The organism is Cobetia sp. 1CM21F (assembly GCF_023161745.1).
Lineage (GTDB): Bacteria > Pseudomonadota > Gammaproteobacteria > Pseudomonadales > Halomonadaceae > Cobetia > Cobetia amphilecti.
On the sequence record NZ_JALNTQ010000002.1, the window covers coordinates 978,631 to 998,301 of the forward strand.

A 19,671-nucleotide genomic window follows, 5' to 3' on the forward strand; every position below is an offset into this window, starting at 1 on the left:
CGCCTGGTGTGCGTGCCTTCACTTCAGCGCAGGTCTCGTGTGCACGACTCTGGGCCTCAGCCCTCGGGCATCATCCCAAGCTCGCGCGGCTCCTGCTCGAGCCAGACCCCGAAGCGGGTGTGGACGGCCTCACGCACCTCCTGCGCCAGTGCCAGCAGCTCCGCGACGCCCCCCTCGCCGAAGTGCACCAGCACCAGCGCCTGCTGAGCATGCACGCCGACATGGCCTCTGCGCGCGCCCTTGAGACCACATTGATCGATCAGCCAGCCTGCTGCCAGCTTGATGCTGCCATCGGCCTGCGGGTAATGCGGCAAGCTCGGGAAGCGGGTCAGCAGCGCCTGGGCCTCGGCCCCGGGAAGCTGCGGATTCTTGAAGAAACTGCCGGCATTGCCCAGTTGCGCGGGGTCGGGCAACTTCTCACTGCGCGTGGCAATCACCGCCCGGGCGACCTGCAACGGCGTCACCTCCTCCCCTTGCGGCAACGCCGCACTGACGCGCTGGGCGAGATCACCATAACCGAGCCGGGGCGTCGCCTGGCGCGATACCTGCAACTCCAGACGCGTGATCAGCACGCGATGCTCAAGCGCGCCCTTGAAGATGCTGTCGCGATAACCGAAGCCGCATTCCTCACGATTCATCCAGCGGCAGCTGCCATCTTCCAGCGACATGACTTCCAGGCGCACCAGATGGTCTGCCAGCTCGACGCCATAGGCGCCGATATTCTGGATAGGCGCCGCACCGCAGCAACCGGGAATCAGCGCCAGATTCTCATAGCCCCACCAGCCGGCGGCGGCCAGCTCCATCACCAGGGCATGCCAGCGCTTGCCGGCCTCGACGGAGACCGTGGCCGTCAGGCCGTCTTCTGCCGGCGTGATGGTGACCTCATCAAAGGCCGGACGCATGACGTGGGCATCCAGCCACGGCAGCAAAACCAGATTGCTGCCGCCGCCGATCACCACCAGACGCTCTCCAGCCTGCCGGGAGGCCAGCACCTGCGCCCTGGCCGCCTCGATGGTGTGTGGCTCACTCAGGGCGCGGGCACGCGCCGAGAAGCCCAGCGTATTGCAGCCATCCAGCGCCACCCCCTCACGTTGCGAGGTGTCGCCAGCATTCTGATCACTGGATACCTGAGTCATGAGCGCGCCCGCGCCGTGGTCGCCGCAGGCAGTGCTGCAATGAGCGCCTCGCAGGCCACATCGATCAGATCCAGCACACGCTCGAAGGCATCGGGGCCCCCGGTGTAGGGGTCCGGCACCTCACGACTTCCCGCTGCCAGCGCGGGCAGCGGGGTCGGCAGCAGATCCAGCAGGCGACCGATCAGCGCCTGATCACCACTGTTGCTGCGCTCAGCCACAGCACGGGTATCGGCAAGATTGGCGTCGTCCATCACCAGAATCAGATCGAAGTCGTGAAAGTCCTGCTCGCACAACTGACGGGCACGCAGCGTGCTGATGTCATGCCCGCGCTTCGCCGCATGGGCGATGGCCCGCGAGTCAGGCTGACCACCGACATGCCAGTCACTGGTACCGCAGCTGTCCACCGTGACGACCTGCTCCAGACCATGGCGCGTCAGCGCCGCACGCAACACGCCTTCGGCACTCGGCGAGCGGCAGATATTGCCCAGGCACACCATCAGGATGCGCTCCAATGGCGCCTGACGCTGGGCCAGTTGCTCAAGAAGCTCGCTCATCAGGCCTCTCCGCTCTCGCTGCCTGCCGCTGCTTGCGCCAGCCAGTCGCGCACGCGCTCGAGATCCTCCGGCGTATCGACACCGGCTGGATGCGCCGTGCAGGCAATGGCCACCTGGATGGCATGACCATGATGCAGCGCGCGCAGCTGTTCGAGCTGTTCGAGCTGCTCCAGCGGGGCCGGCAGCCAGTCGACGTAATCGGTCAGGAAGCTGGCACGATAGGCGTAGAGGCCGATATGGCGCAGCCAGGAATCGGTGGCCAGCATGTCCGGCGGCGTGGTGAAGTGCTCGCGGTCCCACGGGATAGGCGCGCGCGAGAAGTACAGGGCACGCCCACGCAGGTCTCGCACCACCTTGACCACATTGGGATTGAACAGGCTGTCGACGCTGGCGATCGACTCCGCCAGCGTGGCGATCGAGGCACCCGCGTCTTCCTCGAGACGTACCGCCACCTGATCGATCAGCGCCGCCGGCAGCAGCGGCTCGTCGCCCTGGACGTTGACCACCAGAGTCTCGGGGGCCAGCGCCAGCAGCGTGACCACCTCGGCAAGGCGGTCCGTCCCGCTGGGATGATCGGCACGCGTCATCACCACCTCGGCCCCGAAGCCTTCACAGGCCTCACGGATGCGCTCGTCATCGGTGGCAATCACGACCCGGCTGGCCTGACTGGCGCAGGCATTGCGCCAGACGTGCTCGATCATCGGCTGGCCATGAATGTCCGCCAGGGGCTTGCCCGGCAGGCGCGAGGAGTTGAAGCGCGCCGGAATCACGACCACGAAGCCGGACTCGCCCTCTGAACGGCTGTCGTCTGCCTGCCCCTGCTGCAGAAGGTCGCTCATCAGCCGCGGCTCCCCTTGAGCTTCTCGTCGGCATCCATCTGGCGCGCTTCTTCTTCCAGCATGACGGGAATGCCGTCGCGTACCGGATAGGCGAGGCCATCGTAGAAGCACTTGAGCTCGGCGTTCGCCGCATCATAGGTCAGCTTGGCCTGACACAGCGGGCAAACCAGTAGCGCGAGCAGTTCCTTGTCCATCGAGACATCTCCGGAATAACAGCAGAAAAGAAAGAAAATTCAGCGATCAAGCACTCAGAGCGCCTCAAGGCGTTTGGCGAGCCAGTCCACCAGCGCCTGGTCCGGACGCGCCTCGACATCCAGCGCCCAGCAGCGCTCATTGGCGAAGCTGCGACACTTGACGGCGTCCTTGGCGGTCATCACCACGGGCAGATTGTCGGAAAAGCGCAGATCCGTCGGCGTGAAGCGATGGTGGTCCGCCAGCGGACGCGGCAGATGCTCGACCCCGAGGTTGGTCAGGGTGCGGAAGAAGCGCTGCGGATTGCCGATACCGGCCAACGCATGCACCTGACCGCTGAACGGCAGCTGATGGGCAGGATAGCGCACGTCGTCGATCAGGTGGCGCCAGTGGACCGGCGTCAGCTTCATGCAATGCGATTCCACCGGCAGGCGCGAGCAGTCGATGACACCGTTGGAGATCACCGCATCGACACTGGCGAGGCGCGACAACGGCTCGCGCAGCGGCCCGGCGGGCAGGCAACGCTGATTGCCGAAGGCACGCTCACCGTCCACGACCACCAGCTCGATATCGCGCCCCAGCGCATGATGCTGCAGACCGTCATCGGAGAGCAGAATGTCGCAGCCGGCGGCAATCAGGCGCCGCGCCGCGCTCGGGCGATCCGGATCGACCGCCACCGGCAGGCCGGTCTGCTGAGCCAGCATCACCGGCTCATCGCCGGCATGCTGAGGGTCGGTATCGGCCTGCACGTAGAGGGGATAGCGCGGCGAATGCCCACCGTAGCCGCGCGAGATGATGCCCGGGCGCCAGCCCTGCTCGCTCAACCAGCGCCCCAGCCAGGCGACCAGCGGCGACTTGCCGGTACCACCGACGGTGATGTTGCCGATCACGATCACCGGCACTGGCGCCTTCCAGACCTCACGCTTGCCGGTGAGATAGGCATTGCGCTTGCGCGCCACCACATTCTTGTAGACATGTTCCAGCGGGCGCAGCAGGTGCAGCCAGCCGGCGCCGCGATACCAGGCGTCTACCAGTCGTTCACTCATGCGTCTGCCGTCTCCCGGAACTGGATGCGATGCAGCGCGGCATAAGCACCTTCCTGAGCAATCAATGATTCGTGGGTGCCGTCTTCGATGATCTCGCCATCATCCATCACCAGGATGCGGTCCGCCTTCTCGATGGTGGACAGACGGTGGGCGATCACGAAGGTCGTCCGGCCCTGACACACTTCTTCCAGCGCGCGCTGGATATAGCGTTCGGATTCGGTATCCAGCGCCGAGGTGGCCTCGTCCAGCACCAGGATCGGCGAGTCCTTGTAGATGGCACGCGCGATGGCGATACGCTGGCGCTGACCACCGGAGAGCATCACGCCATTGTCGCCGACGATGGTGTCGTAGCCTTCGCTCATGCGCTCGATGAACTCGTGGGCATAGGCCGCACGCGCCGCCTCTTCCACCCGCGCCTTGTCGACCTCACCGGTGCCATAGGCGATGTTGGCGGTCAGGTCGGCATTGAACAGGGTGACATTCTGCGAGACCAGCGCGATCTGCTGACGCATCGGGCGCAGCTTGTAGTCCTCGATGGCGACATCATCGATCAGGATGCGGCCGGTGGTCGGCGCGTAGAAGCGCGGCAACAGGCTCATCAATGTCGACTTGCCCGACCCCGAACGCCCGACGATGGCGACCATCTGCCCCGGTTTCACCTCCAGATCGATGCCCTTGAGCACCTCCGGCTGATGGTCTGCATAGCGGAAGTGGACATTGTCGAAGCGCACACGCCCCTCGAGACGTCCCTCGGGCACCAGGGTGCCGTTGTCCGGCTCTGCCGGCGTATCCAGCAGGCCGAACAGTTCTTCCGAGGCCGCCATGCCCTTCTGGATCTCGCCATTGACTTCGGTCAACTGACGCACCGGCTTGGCCATCATCGAAGCGGCGGTGATGAAGCCGACGAACTCACCGGCACTCATGCCGGCCATCAGTTCCGGCGCCATCGCCAGCCACACCAGCGTGGCCAGTGCCACGGCGATCAACAGCTGGATGACCGGCGTGGCGGTGGCCTTGGTCAGCGCTTCCTTCATCTTCTGCTCGCGGTTGTACTCACTGACCGCCGCGAAACGTGCCTTCTCGTAATCCTCGGCACCGTGGGTACGCACGACACGATGGCCGGACAGCGCCTCGGAGGCCACGTGGGTCACCTCGCCCATCGAGCCCTGGATACGCTTGGAGAGCTTGCGGAAGCGCTTGCTGGCATAGCTGACCACCCAGCCGATCAGCGGCGTGACCGCGATGAACACCAGTGTCAGCTTCCAGTTGGTCCAGAACAGATAGCCCAGCAGGCCGAGCACGAAGAAGCCTTCGCGCAGGATGATGGTCAGCGCCTTGGTGGCCGCGCCGGTGATCTGCTCGACATGGTAGGTGACGCGGGTGATGAGATGGCCGGTGGAGTTCTCGTCGAAATAGCGCCCCGGCAAGTGCAGCATGTGGTTGAACACCGTGGTACGCAGGGTGTGGACCACGTTGCGCGCCACATCACTCATGCAGTAGGTGCCCAGGAAGGTGCCGACGCCGCGCACGGCGAACATGCCGATCACGAACAGCGGCAGGAACAGTCTGAACTGGGCGTCAGGATTCTGAATGCCGTCGATCAGGCGCTTCATCATCTCGGCCAGCGCCGTACTCGAGGCACCGTAGATGATGTAGCCGACGACGGCGGCCAGAAACATCTTCCAGTACGGGCGAACATAGCCGAGCAAGCGGCGGTAATGAATCCAGGTGGAGTCGCGACTCACGGGGTCTCCATAGACTTGGGCGGCGCCCTCATGGGGCATCCGGTGATGATGATTCCGTCCCGATACGCGTACTGATGCGCACACGGGTGATACCCACTTCAGCGGCGGCGTCCAGCGCCGTGACCACCTTGGCGTGGGGCGTGCGGCCATCGGCTTCGAGGATCAACCCGAAGCGATCTGCCTGGTCCTTGTACTGCGCAAGTTGCGCTCCCAGTTCATCCTCGCCGAGGCTTGCCTCGCCGAGCGTAAAATCACCTGCCGCCCCGATGCTCAGGATCAAGGGCGCCTGCTCTACCGCGCTGGCCTGACTGGACTGCGGCAGGATGAGGTCCAGCGCTCGACGGCTATCGAAGGTGGTCGAGACCATGAAGAAGATCAGCAGCAGAAACACCACGTCGATCAGCGGGGTGAGATTGACCTCCACCGACTCACGCTGGCGACGCGGAAACCTCATGACGGCCTCCCGGCACCTGCCCCCTTGCCATCATCGCCACCATAGGGGTCATCGGCGTCACGACGCATGTAGGCCGGCAGGTCTTCCGGCAGGCGCTCATGGGGCTCCGGCACCTGGCCGGGGCGCTGGCCCGGGCGACGGTCGATGCCGTCATGACTTTCGGCCAGCCCGAGCTCGCCCTGATGGTGCGAGATATACTCCACCACCTGCCCTGCCTGCTCCTCCATGTTGACGGTGATGTCCTCGACACAGCGCTGGAAATAGCGATGGAACATCAGTGCCGGAATCGCCACCGTCAAGCCGGACGCCGTCGTCACCAGCGCCTGGGAAATCCCGCCGGCCAGCTCCTGGGCGCGCTCGGCGCTGCCCGCATCGACGATCACGGCGAAGACGTCGATCATGCCGACCACCGTGCCCAGCAGCCCCAAAAGCGGCGTGATGGCGGCGATGGTACCCAGCGGACTCAGGAAGCGCTCCATGTCATGGATCACGGCCACGGCCGACTCCTGCATGCGCGCGCGTACCTGCTCATTGCCCAGGCGCGCATTGCGCAGTCCCGCCGCCAGCACGTTGCCCAGCGGCGAATGACTCTCCAGCCAGTAGACATTGACCTGTCCCTGGCTGATCAGTTCACACACCTGCTGTCCCAGGCCCTTCGGCGCGATGCGTCGACGACGCAGCGTCCACAGGCGCTCGAGGATGATGGCCAGTGCCACGACGGAACATCCGAGGATGGGGAGCATCAAGACTCCCCCTGCGTACAAGGCTTCCAGCATGTGACCTCTCCCTTGGTCTCGATGCCTCTGCGGGCACCATTGTTGTCGTGTCAGATGTCACGCGCCATCCCTGTCGCGCAGGCCGTATGAATCCGCCATGCATCTGATCATTCAGCGGATTTTACCCCAAGGCACCTCACTCCGATACCGCCAGCCCTGCGCGCTGGTTGCAGCCGCTCCCCCTGCGGCCACCACTCCCAGTGCAAGGCACCATCCAGCCCGACATGCCAGAGACACTCGACATGACGCGCCAGACGCTCCACCACATCCGGATGCGGATGACCTTGCGGATTGTAGCGACCGGCGCTGACAATCGCGTGACGCGCCGCCAGGCTCTCAAGCCAGGCATCATCACTGCTGGAGCGGCTGCCGTGATGTGCGACCACCAGCAACGGCAAGCCGCGCCCGGCCAGGCGCTGGCGCAGCGTCGCCTGCAACTCGCGCTCCTGCTGCTGGCCGATATCGCCGGTCAGCAACGCCAGCGGGCGCGCGCCATGTGCTATCAAGACCACACAGGAGTGCGCGTTGTCACGTAGGGCCTTCAACCCTGCTGGCGGCCACAGCATCTCAAGACGCACGGGCTGGCCCTGCAGCTCACCGAGGGTGATGCTGCGTCCGGCGACACACTCCCGCATTGCCACCTCATCGAGCCAGCTTACCTGACGCTCCAGTCGCGCCCGCTGCCCGGCCGGCACCCACAAGGCGGCGATCTCCTCGGCAGACAGGGCCTGCAGTCCTCCGGCGTGATCGCCATCCCCGTGACTCATGATCACGCCGATAGGCTCTCCCGCCACGGGCATTGCCCCCGGCAAGCGGGCGCTGGCATTGCGCGACGCCGCCCCCAGGTCGTAACGCCAGTGCCTCGGCACCTGCCGTGACGCGTCAGTCGAGTCACTCGCGCTCGGCGCCAGATGACTGCGCAGCGACAGTGCCAGCCCCTGCCCGACATCGTGCACCGTCAGACTGAGCGCGGGTGCCCGGGGCGAGAACGAGGCGGCCTCCGTCGCGCGCGTGCCGGCGTCCCGTCCGACGGTGGCCAGCGCCGCCGGTGACCACGGCAAGGCCAGCGCCGCCAGCGACAGCCCCCAGCAGAGTGCCACGCTGCCACACAGGCGCTTCAGACGGCCATCGAGGCCCGGCACCCCCTCCGCCAGCCAGGCACCCAGCAGGGCCATGACCGCGAGCGTCAGGATCAGGGCCGAGGGAGTGGCGTCCGACAGGCCCGCCGCCATTGGCACCTGCGGCCAGCGCCCCTGCGTCGACGCAAGCGAAGACAAGGTCTCCATCGTCTGCGCCATGCCCTGTGCCAGCAGCTGCCATAGACCGCCGCTGAACACACCATCGGCGAGCATCGCCGCGGGCCGTGACGGGACGAGTCCCGTGAACAGCAACAGCTGCTCGAGTCCCGCAAGCCCCCAGCCCAGCATGCCAAGCGGCACGATCAATAACGTCACCCAGGGCGCCATCACCAGGTTCATCGGCAGCGACAGCCAGGACAGCTGGCCGCGCGAAAGCAGCAGGGCCGCACCCATGACCAGTGTCAGCAACCACTGGCTGCGCAACGTGGCCAGACACCAGCCGCGCATTCCTCGCGGTCGCGAGCGGCCCTGCCAGGCCAGAAGCAACACCGCCACGGCGATGAATGACAACCAGGTGCCCGGGCGCCACAGCGCCAGCGGATCCAGACCCAGCACCAGAATCAGCGCCAGCATCCAGACCTGCCAGACACCCAGCCCGCTGCGGCCACTCGCCATCCAAAGCCCGACCGTCACCATCAAGGCGGCGCGCAGGGCCGGAGGCGCCAGGCCTGCCAGCAAGGCGAAACTCCAGGCCGCCAGACAGGCAAGCCACCAGGGCGCGACGCTGAATCGCCATCCGCCCGGACGCCAGAGACGCAGCACGCCGAAACTCAGCCCAAGTACCAGGCTTGCCATCAATCCGACATGCAGCCCCGACACCACCGCCAGATGCGTCAGTCCCGTGGCGTTCAGCGTGTCCCAGTCGTCATGGGTCAGTGCCGAGGCCTTGCCCAGCGTCAGTGCTGCCAGCCAGCGACAGGGCGAATCCGGCCAGTCGACCAGTGCCTCGCCCTCGCCCTCGCCTTCGCCGCAGCGCTGCCACAGAGCCTGCTCGGCATGAAGGCGCAGTGCTGCCAGCCCGCCGGGTGGCGCCAGGCGCTGCGCCAGGGACAGTTGGCGCACATACCCCGTGGCGACGATACCTTCACGCCATAGCCAAGCGACACGATCAAACTCCGCAGGGCTCGCTGAGCGCCCGAAGGCCGGGTTGCTGGCGCCATGAGGCGGCACCAGACGCACGACCATGCGCCAGCGCTCACCGGCCTGCCAGGGAGTCGCCAGCGCCTCGCGTGTCGCTACATCGCGGGGCAGCTTGCGTGGCCAGTAGCGCCGAAGCTGGACCCGCTGATCCAGCAGCCGCTGACAGGCAGCCTGGCGTCCGGCATCAGCGGCGGACTCCCCCGACGGCTGGAAGAGATCACAGCGCGAGACACGCAGCACCAGGCGCACCGAGTCATCAGGGGTCGGCAGCGCGCGATTGACCTGCTCGACCCGGCCTTCCAGCCACAGCTCCTGGCGCGTCAACGCCTCCGCCATCACGAGCGGCTGCTGTATAAGGCCGATCACCAGCCCGACCCCCAGCGCTGTCGAGAGCCGAAGGCTCAAGGCCCCGAGCCGAGAGCGGCGTGACTCAACGTCGGGAGCAGAGTGCGCGAAAGCACGGGCGGGATTAGCAACCAAGGCCCCCGCCACCATCAGCCAGCAGAGCAGCAAGGCGGCCAGCAGCAGGTTGTCGCTCAGCGTCATGAAGGCGGCCCAGCCATGCGCCCCACCCTCTTGCGCACCGAGCCCTGCCGATGAGCGTGACTGCCAATCCGCGCCCCACTCGCCCTGGCGTGACAGCCAGATGCCCGCCACCAGTCCCGCCAGCAGCTGGGCCAGCGAGGCCGGTGACAGCCAGAATCGAGCGGGATGGGACGATTTATTCACGGTGGCGCCTGACATGTTGCTGGCCTCTTGCAAGGTCACCCATGGCGCAGCCCGTCAGGCATGGCGCGGGCTTTGCTGTACTCAGTGCCGAATCGAGACACGCGGGTTGCAGATCACGAACCGGATAACTGCGCAGTCAGCATGGCAGTCCTGTAGCCATGTATGGATAATGGCCGGCGTTGAATGCCAAATGGCCAAGTCATGCCTCGTCGTCTACTCAAGCGGCTCATGCCGGAACCGGATGCCCTCAAGCGCAAGAAGTCGCTGCGCTTCATGCATCACCTGATCGCCGATCCCGCACTGTGGGCGTTGTCGCGACGCACTGTGGCCAATGCCTGCATGGTGGGGCTGTTCTGTGCGCTGCTGCCGATTCCCTTCCAGATGGTGGTGGCCGCCTTCGGTGCCTGGGCACTGCGCTGCAACCTCGCGCTGTCGGTGGGTCTGGTGTGGGTGACCAACCCGCTGACCATGCCGGTGGTCTACTACGCGACCTACCGCGTGGGTGCCTGGATGCTGGACACGCCCGCACGCGTGATGCCGGACCAGGTCTCCGCAGCCTGGTTCGCCAACCAGCTGGAAGACATCCTGCCCGCCCTGGCGCTGGGCTCGCTGGTCAGCGCCGTCGTCCTCGCGCTGCTGGCCAACATGCTGGTCCGCCTCTTGTGGCGCTATCAGGTGGTGCGCAACTGGCGCAGCCGCCGCAAGGCGCGCCTGGCCGCCAGACGTTGCAGCAAGGAGCAATCGACACGCCAGAACGCTGAGCAGGACACGGACAAGCTCTGAACGCTGCCGACAGACGCGCATGAAAAACGCCCCGCCATCGAGAGATGGCGGGGCGTTTGGCTTTCTGGCTAGCGTGAATCAGTCAGCGGCTCGACTCAGTCCTCGTGCAGCTTGCCGCCGTCCAGGCGCAGCACACGGTGCTGGTGCGCGGCCAGACCGTTGTCGTGGGTCACGATGATGAAGGCTGCCTGCGCTTCACGCGCGATGTCATCCATCAGCTCGAGAATGCGCGCCGCCGTGGTCTGATCCAGGTTGCCGGTCGGCTCATCCATCAGCACCAGGCTCGGGTCGGTCACCAGCGCACGCGCGATGGCGACGCGCTGGCGCTCACCCCCGGACAGCTCGCCCGGCTTGTGATCGGCGCGCGGCGCCATGCCGACCCGCTCCAGCAGCTTGCGCGCCTTGATGGCAGCCTCGGCGCGCTTGTGGCCACGGATGATCAACGGCATCGCCACGTTCTCTTCGGCACTGAATTCCGCCAGCAGATGGTGGAACTGATACACGAAGCCGATGTGCTGATTGCGGAAGCTGCCCAGCGCCGATTCGCTGAGTTCGGACAGGCGCTGCCCGGCTACCTTCACGATGCCCTGGCTGGGATGGTCCAGACCGCCGAGCAGGTTGAGCAGCGTGGTCTTGCCGGAGCCGGAGCTGCCGACGACGGCGACTCGTTCACCGGCATGCACGCGCAGCTCCAGCTCGTCGAGCACCTGCACCTCTTGCGGGCCCTCATCGTAACTGCGACTCAGGCGCTCACAGATCAGCATCGGCTTGCCGTGGGCCTGACCCGGCGCGTGAGTGTCAGAAGCCGGCGTCGGCATGGCGGTGTCTCCAGCAGCGGAACGGATAGATGCATCAGACGGTGTCGACGGATTACTCATAGCGCAGCACCTCCGCCGGCTGGATGCGCGAGGCGCGCCAGGCCGGATACAGCGTCGACAGGAAGCTCAGCACCAGCGCGGAGCCGATGATGATACCCATGTCGCTCATCTCGAGGCGCGATGGCAGATAGCTGATGAAGTAGACGTTGGGGTCCAGGAACTGGATACCGAAGGTCGACTGCACCCAGGCGATGATGTCTGAGACGCTCAGTGCCAGCGCCACACCGGCGATGGCGCCGATGATGATGCCCATCACGCCGATGGTCAGCCCCTGCACGATGAAGATGCCCATGATGGAACCGGGCCTGGCCCCGAGAGTGCGCAGGATGGCGATGTCAGCGTGCTTGTCCGTCACCATCATCACCAGCGTCGAGACGATATTGAAGGCCGCGACGGCGACGATCACCATCAGCAGCAGGCCGATCATGTTCTTCTCCATCTGGATGGCGGCGAACAGGTTGCCGTGGGTGCGCTTCCAGTCCATGCCGCGATACTGCGGCCCCAGCTGGCTGACGATGTCACGCGTGACCTGATCGGCGCTGAACAGGTCATCGAGCTTCAGGCGCACCCCCTGGACGTCACCTTCCTTGAAGCGCGCCAGCTTGGCCATGTCCGAGATATCGGTGTAGGCAAGGCTGGCATCGACGTCCGCGCCGACCTTGAAGATACCGGTCACCGTGAAGCGCTTGAGACGCGGGAAGATACCCCCGGGCGTGATGGAGGCCTCGGGCACCAATAGCGTGACGCGATCCCCCACGCCGACGCCCAGGTTGCGCGCCAGCAGCTCGCCCATCACGATGCCCCAGCTGCCGGGCGTGAGATCCGCCAGGCTGCCCTGCACCATGTGCTCGCTGATGATCGAGACCTGGTCCTCCGCGGACGGATCGATACCGGTGACCAACGCGCCCTTGTTGCGGCCGTTGGTGGTGAACATGCCCTGCTGCTCGATATAGGGCGCCGCACCGACGACATGCGGTTTCTCGCGCAGCTTGCCGGCCAGCGTCTCCCAGTCGGTGACGCTGTCACGCGCCTCGACGCGCACATGCGGCACCATGCCCAGCACGCGGGTGCGCAGCTCGTGGTCGAAGCCGTTCATCACCGACAGCACCAGAATCAGCACGGCGACGCCCAGCGACAGCCCCAGCATCGAGGTCAAGGAAATGAAGGAAATGAAATGGTTACGGCGCTTGGCGCGGGTATAGCGCAGGCCGATCAGAAAGGGTAGGCGATCCAGCAGCATCGAAGTCGATTCCTTGGGTCAGGGTCGCGGGCCATGATACGCATTCCGCAGGCTCGGCGCATGGAGCCATATTCGAACGCAGTTTGCCAGCCTTCGTCTGTGGCCAACATGAACCGCCAGCATGGCGAGACATGTGCACGTCAGACGCCACAGGGCTAGCGTCGGCGCATGGCTCTGCTATCATCGCGCGCCGAGTCCGCGGCATTGCGGCTTGCGCCTTTATCGTTACCTCTTCATCAGGGAGATGCCCATGGCCACCCGTCTGCTCGCCGAATGGCACCCGCAGGACGCCATCCAGCTCAGCTGGCCCAGCCCGCACAGTGACTGGCGCGAGATGCTCGAGAGCATCGAAGCCACCTGCGAGGCCATGGTGATCGCCATCAGCCGCTATCAGCACGTACTGATCAGCGTCAGCGATGACGCCACCCGCGAGCGCCTCGCCGCGCGCTTCGCCGGTTTCGGCGTGCCCGCCGAGCGCCTGCATCTTTTCGTGGCGCCGCTGGATGACACCTGGACGCGCGACCATGGCCCCATCACCATCGAACGTGATGGCCAGCCGGTGCTGCTCGACTACACCTTCACCGGCTGGGGCGGCAAGTTCGAGGCCGCCCGCGACAACGCCCTGACCCGCGCCCTCGCCGCGCAGGGGGCTTACGCAAGCCCGGTGGAAAGCCGTGACTTCATTCTGGAAGGCGGCGGCATCGAGAGCGACGGCCAGGGCACCCTGCTGACCACCGAGGCCTGCCTGCTCAACGACAACCGCAATGCCGGCCTGAGCCGCGCCCAGGTCGAGGCGCAACTCAAGGCCGATTTCGGGGTCAAACGTGTGCTGTGGCTCGCCAATGGTCATCTGGAAGGCGATGACACCGACAGCCATGTCGACACCCTGGCGCGCTTCTGCGACCCGCGCACCATCGCCTATGTCCGCTGCGATGATCGCGACGACCCGCATTACCCGGCGCTCAAGGCAATGGAAGCCGAACTTGAAGCCCTGCGCGACGCCAATGGCGACCCCTACTTCCTGGTGCCGCTGCCGTGGCCGGATGCCTGCTTCGACCCGGACGACAGCCATCGCCTGCCGGCGACCTACGCCAACTTCCTGATCATCAACGGGGCCGTGCTGGTGCCGACCTACGCCGATCGTCACGACATGATCGCCCTCAAGGCCCTCGCCAGCGCCTTCCCCAAGCGTGACATCATTCCGGTCGATTCCCGCGCCGTGATTCGCCAGCATGGCAGCCTGCACTGCATGACCATGCAACTGTCCAAGGGCACGCTGGCCACCTCGAACACCTCTCAAGGAGCACTGTGATGACTGCTTCCCGCCGTACACTCAAGGTCGGTGTCGTCCAGCAACAGGGCTGGCCCGACAAGGACACAAGCCTGGCGGCCAGCGAAGCCGCCATTCGTCGCCTTGCCGCCAATGGCGCTGAGCTGGTGATGCTGCAGGAGCTGCATGCCAGCCACTACTTCTGCCAGACCGAAGACACCGAGATCTTCGATCTCGCCGAGCCCCTCGAAGGCCCGACCACCCAGCGACTGGCCGGTATGGCCGCCGAACTCGGCCTGGTGATCGTCGGCTCCATCTTCGAGCGCCGCGCGGCGGGCGTGTATCACAACACCGCCGTGGTACTCGACAAGGCCGCTGGCTTGGCCGGCACCTTCCGCAAGATGCACATTCCGGATGATCCCGGCTTCTACGAGAAGTTCTACTTCACACCGGGCGATGCACCCAGCGCACAGTCCCCGCGCCGCGGCTTCGAGCCCATCGACACCTCGGTCGGCCGTCTGGGCGTGCAGGTCTGCTGGGACCAGTGGTATCCCGAAGGCGCACGCCTGATGGCACTGGCCGGTGCCGAGATGCTGCTCTACCCCACCGCCATCGGCTGGGACCCGCGCGACGATGAAGCTGAGCAGACGCGTCAGAAGGATGCCTGGACCCTGATCCAGCGCAGCCACGGCGTCGCCAATGGCGTGCCGGTGATCGTCGCCAACCGGGTCGGTCATGAAGCGGACCCGACACCTGCCAGCGAAGGCATCCAGTTCTGGGGCGGCAGCTTCATCTGCGGCCCTCAGGGCGAGCTGCTGGCGCATGGCGGCACCGAGCCCGAAGAGCTGCTGGTCGAGGTGGACCTGGCGCGCGGCGAAGATGTGCGCCGCATCTGGCCTTACCTGCGCGATCGTCGCATCGATGCCTATGGTGATCTCACCGAGCGCTATCGCGACCGCTGAGCCCAGCGGGCTTTTGCAGGTGCCGGCCTGACAACAGCGCCCTGTCGAGATCACACAGACCCCCGCAGAGACAGGAGGGCGCCCAGCGTGGCGCCCTCTTCTGTTTCAGTCTGTCGGCGCCGGCGTAGCCGGCCTCTCCCGTCACTCCATTCCGGGTGATTCAGTCTCTCGCAGCCCTTCTTCTGTCCGCGCATGCCGCCATGGTCTGACTTGCCATCCCGGTCACGCTAGGCTAAACAAGATAACGCGATAAAAAAACACGTCTCCCTTGCTGCAATCAGGACGCAGAGCATGCCCGAATACCAGTTGATGGCCAGAATAGAAGCGGCCTTCGATACGCAGATCAGTGCCGCCGATCAGGTCATCACCGCGGTCAGAGAAGAGAATTCGCCACTCTGGCGGCTGGATGGCGTCAGTGCCGATAGCGAATGGCTCAGCCAGGCGTTGCAGGACGTGTGGTATCAGGATGGCCAGGACGGCCGAGTCACCCGCCCCTATCTGGGCGTCGTCGCCGCAGGCCCGACGGTGATCGAGCGCGTCGCGGCGCTCAACGCGGCCAAGGAGCAGCTGGCGGAGCTCTTCGCCGAGCTGCGCGAGAAGTATCCCGACCAACTGGCCGAGCTGAAGGCAATTCTGCCCTTCCGCCATCCGGGGCTGAATCAGCACCTGAGGGGCGATGGACTGGCGCGGCTGCATCTCAAGCAGTGCTGGCGGCGGGTGCCGGTGGCGGAAGCGCCGGTGGCGCGAGTGCGCTTCGCCTGGTACAGCTCCGGGCGCTCGATCCAGCGCGTCAGCGTGGCGGAGTGTGAAGCCTTGCTGATGAAGCTGGATACCGAGGCCGAGCACGTACGCCTGCAGCTCAAGCTACTCGCTGGCTTGCCATCGGATGAGATTCTGGCCCGCATCCAGCCCCAGGCACCGCTGATGCGCGCCAACCTGTTCTACCGTGAGCCAGTGATGCGCGAAGACGGTGAGCTACGTGCGCGCCGCGCGCTGAATGTCTCTCTGCCGCTGTTCCTGCCGCATGATGACCTACGCCTGCCCGCTCTCAACCAGCCAAGCCCGACGCCGCCCACCGAACGCACACGCGCCCGCCGCGGCGACGTGCGCATCGAGGACACGCCCTTCCTCAAGAGTCTACGCGTGCATCGCTATCGCTGATCTCCAGAGCCTGAGAGCCGGTGAGCCGGTGAGCCGGAGAGACAGACCGGCCGTGAAGACGCCTGCTAGAGGTCCAGCGCCGATTCGGGCATCCGCTTGAGGTGCATGCGGCGCGCCAGGCGAATCACCGGCTTGAGCGTCAGCTGCAGCGAGCCGATCACGAACAGCCAGATTCCCAGTGTCATCCACTCTTCCCAGAAGAAGCACACGCTGCCGATCGTGAACAGCAGGCCCAGCACCAGCTCATTGATGATGCTGGCCAGCTCATAACGGCGATGGATGATCAGCTCCTCATGGCCAAGCCGCAGCGTGAGGTCCGAGGTTGGATCATCCTGCAGTGTCTGGCGTGACTGCGTGCCCGACTGGCGAGTGTCGTGTTGCTGTGGATCATCCTGCATGCGTTATTTCCTCAAGGATCATCAACAAGGTTTCCCAGTTGGGAGCCCGACAACCACAAGGCCCCGACATCAATGATGTCGGGGCCTTGTGGTGTGCCTTCAAGTCAGCGGGCGCGAGGCTCGCGCCGCTCAGAACAGACGGTTGAGTCCATTCATGGCCGCGACCCGATAGGCTTCCGCCATGGTCGGGTAGTTGAAGGTGGTGTTGACGAAGTACTTGAGCGTATTCGCCTCACCCTTCTGCTGCATGATGGCCTGACCGATGTGCACGATCTCGGACGCCTGGTCACCGAAGCAGTGGATGCCGAGAATTTCCAGCGTATCGCGATGGAACAGGATCTTGAGCATGCCGACGGTATCGCCGGTGATCTGGGCGCGGGCGGTGTCCTTGAAGAACGCCTGCCCGACTTCGTAGGGGATGCGCGCCTCGGTCAGTTCGGACTCGCCACGCCCCACCGAGCTGATCTCGGGGATGGTATAGATGCCGGTCGGCACCTCATTGACGAACTTGAACTCTTCCCCCAGCAGGTTGGCCGAGGCGAAGCGGCCCTGATCGTAGGCGGCGGATGCCAGGCTCGGCCAGCCGATCACATCGCCCACCGCATAGACGTGGTCCAGCTCGGTACGGTACTGATCATCGACGGTCAGCTGACCGCGGCCGTTGGCCTGCAGGCCGACATTCTCGAGACCAAGGCTGTCGGTGTTGCCGGTACGACCGTTGGCCCACAGGAAGGCGTCAGCACGCAGCTTCTTGCCGGACTTGAGGTGCACGACCACACCGGACTCGTCGCCCTCGATGCGATCGTATTCCTCGTTGTGACGCACCAGCACGCCGTTGTTGCGCAGGTGGTAGGACAGCGCGTCGGAAATCTCGTTATCCAGGAAGGACAGCAGACGATCACGCGTATCGATCAGGTCGACCTTGACGCCAAGGCCGGAGAAGATCGAGGCGTACTCGGAGCCGATGACACCGGCACCGTAGATGATCAGCGTGCGCGGCGTGTGCGACAGGCCCAGGATGGTGTCGGAGCAGTAGATGCGCGGGTGGCGGAAGTTGACGTCCGCCGGGCGGTAGGGACGCGAGCCGGTGGCGATCACGACCTTCTCCGCGTGCAGCTCCTCGACCCCTTCATGGGCATCGCGCACCACGACGGTGTGCTCGTCCTTGAAGCGCGCGGTACCGAAGAACACATCGATGCGATTGCGGGCGTAGAAGCGCGTACGCATCTCGACCTGCTGCTCGATGGTGCGACGTGAACGCTCCAGCACCTTGGGGAAGGAGAACCAGCGCGGCTCGCCGATATCGCGGAACATGCGATTGGTGTTGAACTCGATGATCTGCTTGACCGCGTGGCGCAGCGCCTTGGAAGGGATGGTGCCCTTGTGGGTGCAGTTGCCGCCCACGGAAGACTGAGCCTCGATCACGGCGACACGCTTGCCATGCTTGGCCGCGTTGACTGCCGCGCTTTCCCCTGCCGGACCGGTACCGATCACGACGACATCGTAGTTATAGACTGCCATGAGACTCGCTTTGCTCCTTGATTGTTCGTAGACCGGCCCTGACACGTACGGTCTCACCTCGCGGTGACACTGCCATGTCAGGGCCGGTAGCAGGCCTTGCGGCCGGCGGGCTCTGAGCCATCAGAGCAGAAATCAGCGACGTGCGGCGTCGTAGGCCAGATCGCTGGCCGGCTTGCCGCCACTCTCTGCCATCAGACGCTGGCGATCCTGCTCCTTCTCGCACTCCTCGTCCTTGCCGCCACAGATGTCACAGCCATCCTTGAGCCCGAGGTTGTTGAGACCACCGCAGGAGCCTGCGATCGGCTTGCGGCCCATCAGAACACCGACGGCCATCACGCCAATCAGCAGCAACATCGCGGCGAATACCAGTAACCAGATCGTCATGTCATTCCTCCCGGGGCATGGCCCCATTGTGAACCTCTCGCGCGGGTCGGCCTCAGCGCAGCTTGCACCCTGTCGATCCTGTGGATCATTCAGGACAGCATCCAGAAGATGCCATGCAATCCGAGCACCCGACCCTGTCGGAGGCGTGTCTCGACAGATGGCAGATGAGAAAGCCCGGCCGGCTACCTCTCGGCAGACCGGCTCTTGGCAGACCGGCTCTCAATAGACCGGCTCTCGATAGACCGGGCTCAGGCGCCGGCTTCATCTGCGGGCTTCATGTCGCCTGTCGCCGGCGCGTCCTTCAGGTAGGGCGCGAATGCCGGACTCCAGGACTGTTTGAAGCCATCATCCGTTTTGACAATGAAATAGGCGGCAATGTTCTCGCGAATTGCGATCGTCATTGCCTTCTCGGCGCCCAGCACATTGAGTGCCGTGGCCCAGGCGTCCGCACTCGCGCAATCCGGCGTGATCACGGTGACCGAGGCCAGACTGTGCTGGATCGGTCGACCGGTACGTGGATCGATCGTGTGCGAGTAACGTACGCCGTCCTGCTCGAAATAGTTGCGGTAATCACCGGAGGTGGCAACCGCAGCATTGCCGGGATCGATGATCCGCTGCACCGAGCGCTCGAAGGACTTCGGCGCTTCGATGGCGATCCGCCACGGCTTGTGGCCGGGTTTCTCACCCTTGACGCGGATCTCGCCACCGACTTCGACCAGATAGTTCTCGATGCCATTGGCCTCGAGCACATCGGCGACTCTGTCCACCCCATAACCCTTGGCGATCCCCGACAGGTCGGCATACACCGGCTTGCGCTTGATCACCGTATTGCCATCGAGCTCCAGCGCCAGATGATCGACCTTCTCGAGCGCCTGCGCGATCTGTTCATCGCTCGGCGCCTTGTCGAGACGCTCATCCGGGCCGAAGCCCCACAGATTGACGGCCGGGCCGACGGTGATATCGAAGGCCCCGTCGGAGCGCTTGCCGATGTCCTGCGACTCGGCCAGCACCTGCGCCAGGCCATCCGACAGCGTGATCGGCGTATCCAGCGGCGCCTGATTCAGCTTCGAGAGCTCCGAGGCGTCCTTGTAGGTCGACATCTGCCAGTCGACCTTGTCGAGCGCCTCGAGGCTCGCCTGCTTGAGCGACGCCACCTCATCGGCGTCCAGGTCCGCAGCCACCGTGACATGGAACCCGGTGCCGAAGATGGGGCCGGCGAAGCGATGCAACTCAGGGTTGCTGGAATTTTCACAGCCTGCAACCAGCAGGGCCAGCCCCATGAGGGCCGGCCCTGCCAGTCGTCTTGCGACGCGTGACATCATCG

At 65.1% G+C, this 19,671-nt stretch carries 19 protein-coding genes; 4 read left to right on the top strand and 15 right to left on the bottom strand.

Going from position 1 to position 19,671, the window contains the following annotated elements; translation table 11 throughout:
* Window positions 1-56: 56 nt before the first annotated feature.
* The 9 genes from murB to MSG32_RS09890 form a co-directional block, all read right to left on the bottom strand.
* Window positions 57-1,136 carry a UDP-N-acetylmuramate dehydrogenase gene (murB, locus tag MSG32_RS09850; protein ID WP_248379298.1) on the bottom strand — a complete coding sequence of 360 codons (1,080 nt, stop codon included), beginning with the start codon at window positions 1,134-1,136 and terminating at the stop codon, window positions 57-59.
* Window positions 1,133-1,690 (bottom strand): low molecular weight protein-tyrosine-phosphatase, encoded by a 558-nt coding sequence (locus MSG32_RS09855; protein WP_248379299.1) that lies wholly within the window; start codon window positions 1,688-1,690, stop codon window positions 1,133-1,135. Before MSG32_RS09855 ends, murB begins: the two co-directional genes overlap by 4 nt.
* Window positions 1,690-2,529, bottom strand: a complete 840-nt coding sequence (gene kdsB, locus MSG32_RS09860; RefSeq protein WP_216059770.1) for a 3-deoxy-manno-octulosonate cytidylyltransferase — start codon at window positions 2,527-2,529, stop codon at window positions 1,690-1,692. Before kdsB ends, MSG32_RS09855 begins: the two co-directional genes overlap by 1 nt.
* Window positions 2,529-2,723 carry a Trm112 family protein gene (locus MSG32_RS09865; protein WP_043331901.1) on the bottom strand — a complete coding sequence of 65 codons (195 nt, stop codon included), beginning with the start codon at window positions 2,721-2,723 and terminating at the stop codon, window positions 2,529-2,531. The genes kdsB and MSG32_RS09865 overlap by 1 nt, the downstream gene beginning before the upstream one ends.
* A 54-nt stretch (window positions 2,724-2,777) precedes the next feature.
* A complete protein-coding gene (gene lpxK / locus MSG32_RS09870; protein ID WP_054555010.1) occupies window positions 2,778-3,767 on the bottom strand; it encodes a tetraacyldisaccharide 4'-kinase in 990 nt (329 codons plus the stop codon).
* On the bottom strand, window positions 3,764-5,512 hold the full coding sequence (gene msbA, locus MSG32_RS09875; RefSeq protein WP_225347686.1) for a lipid A export permease/ATP-binding protein MsbA: 1,749 nt from the start codon (window positions 5,510-5,512) through the stop codon (window positions 3,764-3,766). Before msbA ends, lpxK begins: the two co-directional genes overlap by 4 nt.
* A 28-nt stretch (window positions 5,513-5,540) precedes the next feature.
* Complete coding sequence (locus MSG32_RS09880) at window positions 5,541-5,966, bottom strand: biopolymer transporter ExbD (protein ID WP_153635253.1); 426 nt, start codon at window positions 5,964-5,966, stop codon at window positions 5,541-5,543.
* Window positions 5,963-6,742 (bottom strand): MotA/TolQ/ExbB proton channel family protein, encoded by a 780-nt coding sequence (locus MSG32_RS09885; protein WP_082388116.1) that lies wholly within the window; start codon window positions 6,740-6,742, stop codon window positions 5,963-5,965. Before MSG32_RS09885 ends, MSG32_RS09880 begins: the two co-directional genes overlap by 4 nt.
* Before the next feature lie 107 nt (window positions 6,743-6,849).
* Entirely contained in the window at window positions 6,850-9,750 is a 2,901-nt protein-coding gene (locus tag MSG32_RS09890; RefSeq protein WP_248379300.1) for a ComEC/Rec2 family competence protein, read from the bottom strand.
* A gap of 201 nt (window positions 9,751-9,951) precedes the next feature.
* On the opposite strand from MSG32_RS09890, the gene MSG32_RS09895 reads away from it, so the two are divergent.
* Window positions 9,952-10,533 (top strand): DUF2062 domain-containing protein, encoded by a 582-nt coding sequence (locus tag MSG32_RS09895; protein ID WP_248379301.1) that lies wholly within the window; start codon window positions 9,952-9,954, stop codon window positions 10,531-10,533.
* A gap of 95 nt (window positions 10,534-10,628) precedes the next feature.
* On the opposite strand, the gene MSG32_RS09900 is transcribed toward MSG32_RS09895, so the two are convergent.
* Window positions 10,629-11,351, bottom strand: coding sequence for an ATP-binding cassette domain-containing protein (locus MSG32_RS09900; RefSeq protein WP_248379302.1), 723 nt, complete (start codon window positions 11,349-11,351; stop codon window positions 10,629-10,631).
* Window positions 11,352-11,403: 52 nt separating this feature from the next.
* Complete coding sequence (locus MSG32_RS09905) at window positions 11,404-12,648, bottom strand: lipoprotein-releasing ABC transporter permease subunit (RefSeq protein ID WP_043332064.1); 1,245 nt, start codon at window positions 12,646-12,648, stop codon at window positions 11,404-11,406.
* Window positions 12,649-12,901: 253 nt separating this feature from the next.
* Between MSG32_RS09905 and MSG32_RS09910 the strand changes: the two genes are divergently transcribed.
* The 3 genes from MSG32_RS09910 to MSG32_RS09920 all read left to right on the top strand — a co-directional run bounded on the left by MSG32_RS09910 (window position 12,902) and on the right by MSG32_RS09920 (window position 16,044).
* Complete coding sequence (locus MSG32_RS09910) at window positions 12,902-13,963, top strand: agmatine deiminase family protein (protein ID WP_248379304.1); 1,062 nt, start codon at window positions 12,902-12,904, stop codon at window positions 13,961-13,963.
* Window positions 13,963-14,883: a carbon-nitrogen hydrolase gene (locus MSG32_RS09915; protein WP_248379306.1), complete on the top strand. Its 921-nt coding sequence runs from the start codon at window positions 13,963-13,965 to the stop codon at window positions 14,881-14,883. Before MSG32_RS09910 ends, MSG32_RS09915 begins: the two co-directional genes overlap by 1 nt.
* Window positions 14,884-15,174: 291 nt before the next feature.
* A complete protein-coding gene (locus MSG32_RS09920; RefSeq protein WP_248379308.1) occupies window positions 15,175-16,044 on the top strand; it encodes a DNA replication terminus site-binding protein in 870 nt (289 codons plus the stop codon).
* Between the two features lie 65 nt (window positions 16,045-16,109).
* Here MSG32_RS09920 and MSG32_RS09925 read toward each other — a convergent pair whose 3' ends face one another.
* The 4 genes from MSG32_RS09925 to MSG32_RS09940 all read right to left on the bottom strand — a co-directional run bounded on the left by MSG32_RS09925 (window position 16,110) and on the right by MSG32_RS09940 (window position 19,669).
* Window positions 16,110-16,442 (bottom strand): YrhK family protein, encoded by a 333-nt coding sequence (locus tag MSG32_RS09925; protein WP_248379310.1) that lies wholly within the window; start codon window positions 16,440-16,442, stop codon window positions 16,110-16,112.
* Between the two features lie 129 nt (window positions 16,443-16,571).
* Window positions 16,572-17,963, bottom strand: a complete 1,392-nt coding sequence (gene sthA / locus MSG32_RS09930; RefSeq protein WP_043331912.1) for a Si-specific NAD(P)(+) transhydrogenase — start codon at window positions 17,961-17,963, stop codon at window positions 16,572-16,574.
* A gap of 132 nt (window positions 17,964-18,095) precedes the next feature.
* On the bottom strand, window positions 18,096-18,347 hold the full coding sequence (nqrM, locus tag MSG32_RS09935) for a (Na+)-NQR maturation NqrM (protein ID WP_043331913.1): 252 nt from the start codon (window positions 18,345-18,347) through the stop codon (window positions 18,096-18,098).
* Window positions 18,348-18,595: 248 nt separating this feature from the next.
* Window positions 18,596-19,669 (bottom strand): FAD:protein FMN transferase, encoded by a 1,074-nt coding sequence (locus MSG32_RS09940; protein ID WP_248379312.1) that lies wholly within the window; start codon window positions 19,667-19,669, stop codon window positions 18,596-18,598.
* Window positions 19,670-19,671 lie beyond the last annotated feature (2 nt).

What these genes read in the sequence shown, in the direction of transcription:
- MSG32_RS09885 (WP_082388116.1), bottom strand. Translation starts at nt 6,742, where the DNA reads ATGCTGGAAGCCTTGTACGCAGGGGGAGTCTTGATGCTCCCCATCCTC.
- MSG32_RS09915 (WP_248379306.1), top strand. Translation starts at nt 13,963, where the DNA reads ATGACTGCTTCCCGCCGTACACTCAAGGTCGGTGTCGTCCAGCAACAG.
- murB (WP_248379298.1), bottom strand. Translation starts at nt 1,136, where the DNA reads ATGACTCAGGTATCCAGTGATCAGAATGCTGGCGACACCTCGCAACGT.
- MSG32_RS09940 (WP_248379312.1), bottom strand. Translation starts at nt 19,669, where the DNA reads ATGATGTCACGCGTCGCAAGACGACTGGCAGGGCCGGCCCTCATGGGG.
- MSG32_RS09880 (WP_153635253.1), bottom strand. Translation starts at nt 5,966, where the DNA reads ATGAGGTTTCCGCGTCGCCAGCGTGAGTCGGTGGAGGTCAATCTCACC.
- nqrM (WP_043331913.1), bottom strand. Translation starts at nt 18,347, where the DNA reads ATGACGATCTGGTTACTGGTATTCGCCGCGATGTTGCTGCTGATTGGC.
- MSG32_RS09895 (WP_248379301.1), top strand. Translation starts at nt 9,952, where the DNA reads ATGCCTCGTCGTCTACTCAAGCGGCTCATGCCGGAACCGGATGCCCTC.
- MSG32_RS09920 (WP_248379308.1), top strand. Translation starts at nt 15,175, where the DNA reads ATGCCCGAATACCAGTTGATGGCCAGAATAGAAGCGGCCTTCGATACG.
- MSG32_RS09900 (WP_248379302.1), bottom strand. Translation starts at nt 11,351, where the DNA reads ATGCCGACGCCGGCTTCTGACACTCACGCGCCGGGTCAGGCCCACGGC.
- lpxK (WP_054555010.1), bottom strand. Translation starts at nt 3,767, where the DNA reads ATGAGTGAACGACTGGTAGACGCCTGGTATCGCGGCGCCGGCTGGCTG.
- MSG32_RS09925 (WP_248379310.1), bottom strand. Translation starts at nt 16,442, where the DNA reads ATGCAGGATGATCCACAGCAACACGACACTCGCCAGTCGGGCACGCAG.
- kdsB (WP_216059770.1), bottom strand. Translation starts at nt 2,529, where the DNA reads ATGAGCGACCTTCTGCAGCAGGGGCAGGCAGACGACAGCCGTTCAGAG.
- MSG32_RS09910 (WP_248379304.1), top strand. Translation starts at nt 12,902, where the DNA reads ATGGCCACCCGTCTGCTCGCCGAATGGCACCCGCAGGACGCCATCCAG.
- MSG32_RS09865 (WP_043331901.1), bottom strand. Translation starts at nt 2,723, where the DNA reads ATGGACAAGGAACTGCTCGCGCTACTGGTTTGCCCGCTGTGTCAGGCC.
- sthA (WP_043331912.1), bottom strand. Translation starts at nt 17,963, where the DNA reads ATGGCAGTCTATAACTACGATGTCGTCGTGATCGGTACCGGTCCGGCA.
- MSG32_RS09855 (WP_248379299.1), bottom strand. Translation starts at nt 1,690, where the DNA reads ATGAGCGAGCTTCTTGAGCAACTGGCCCAGCGTCAGGCGCCATTGGAG.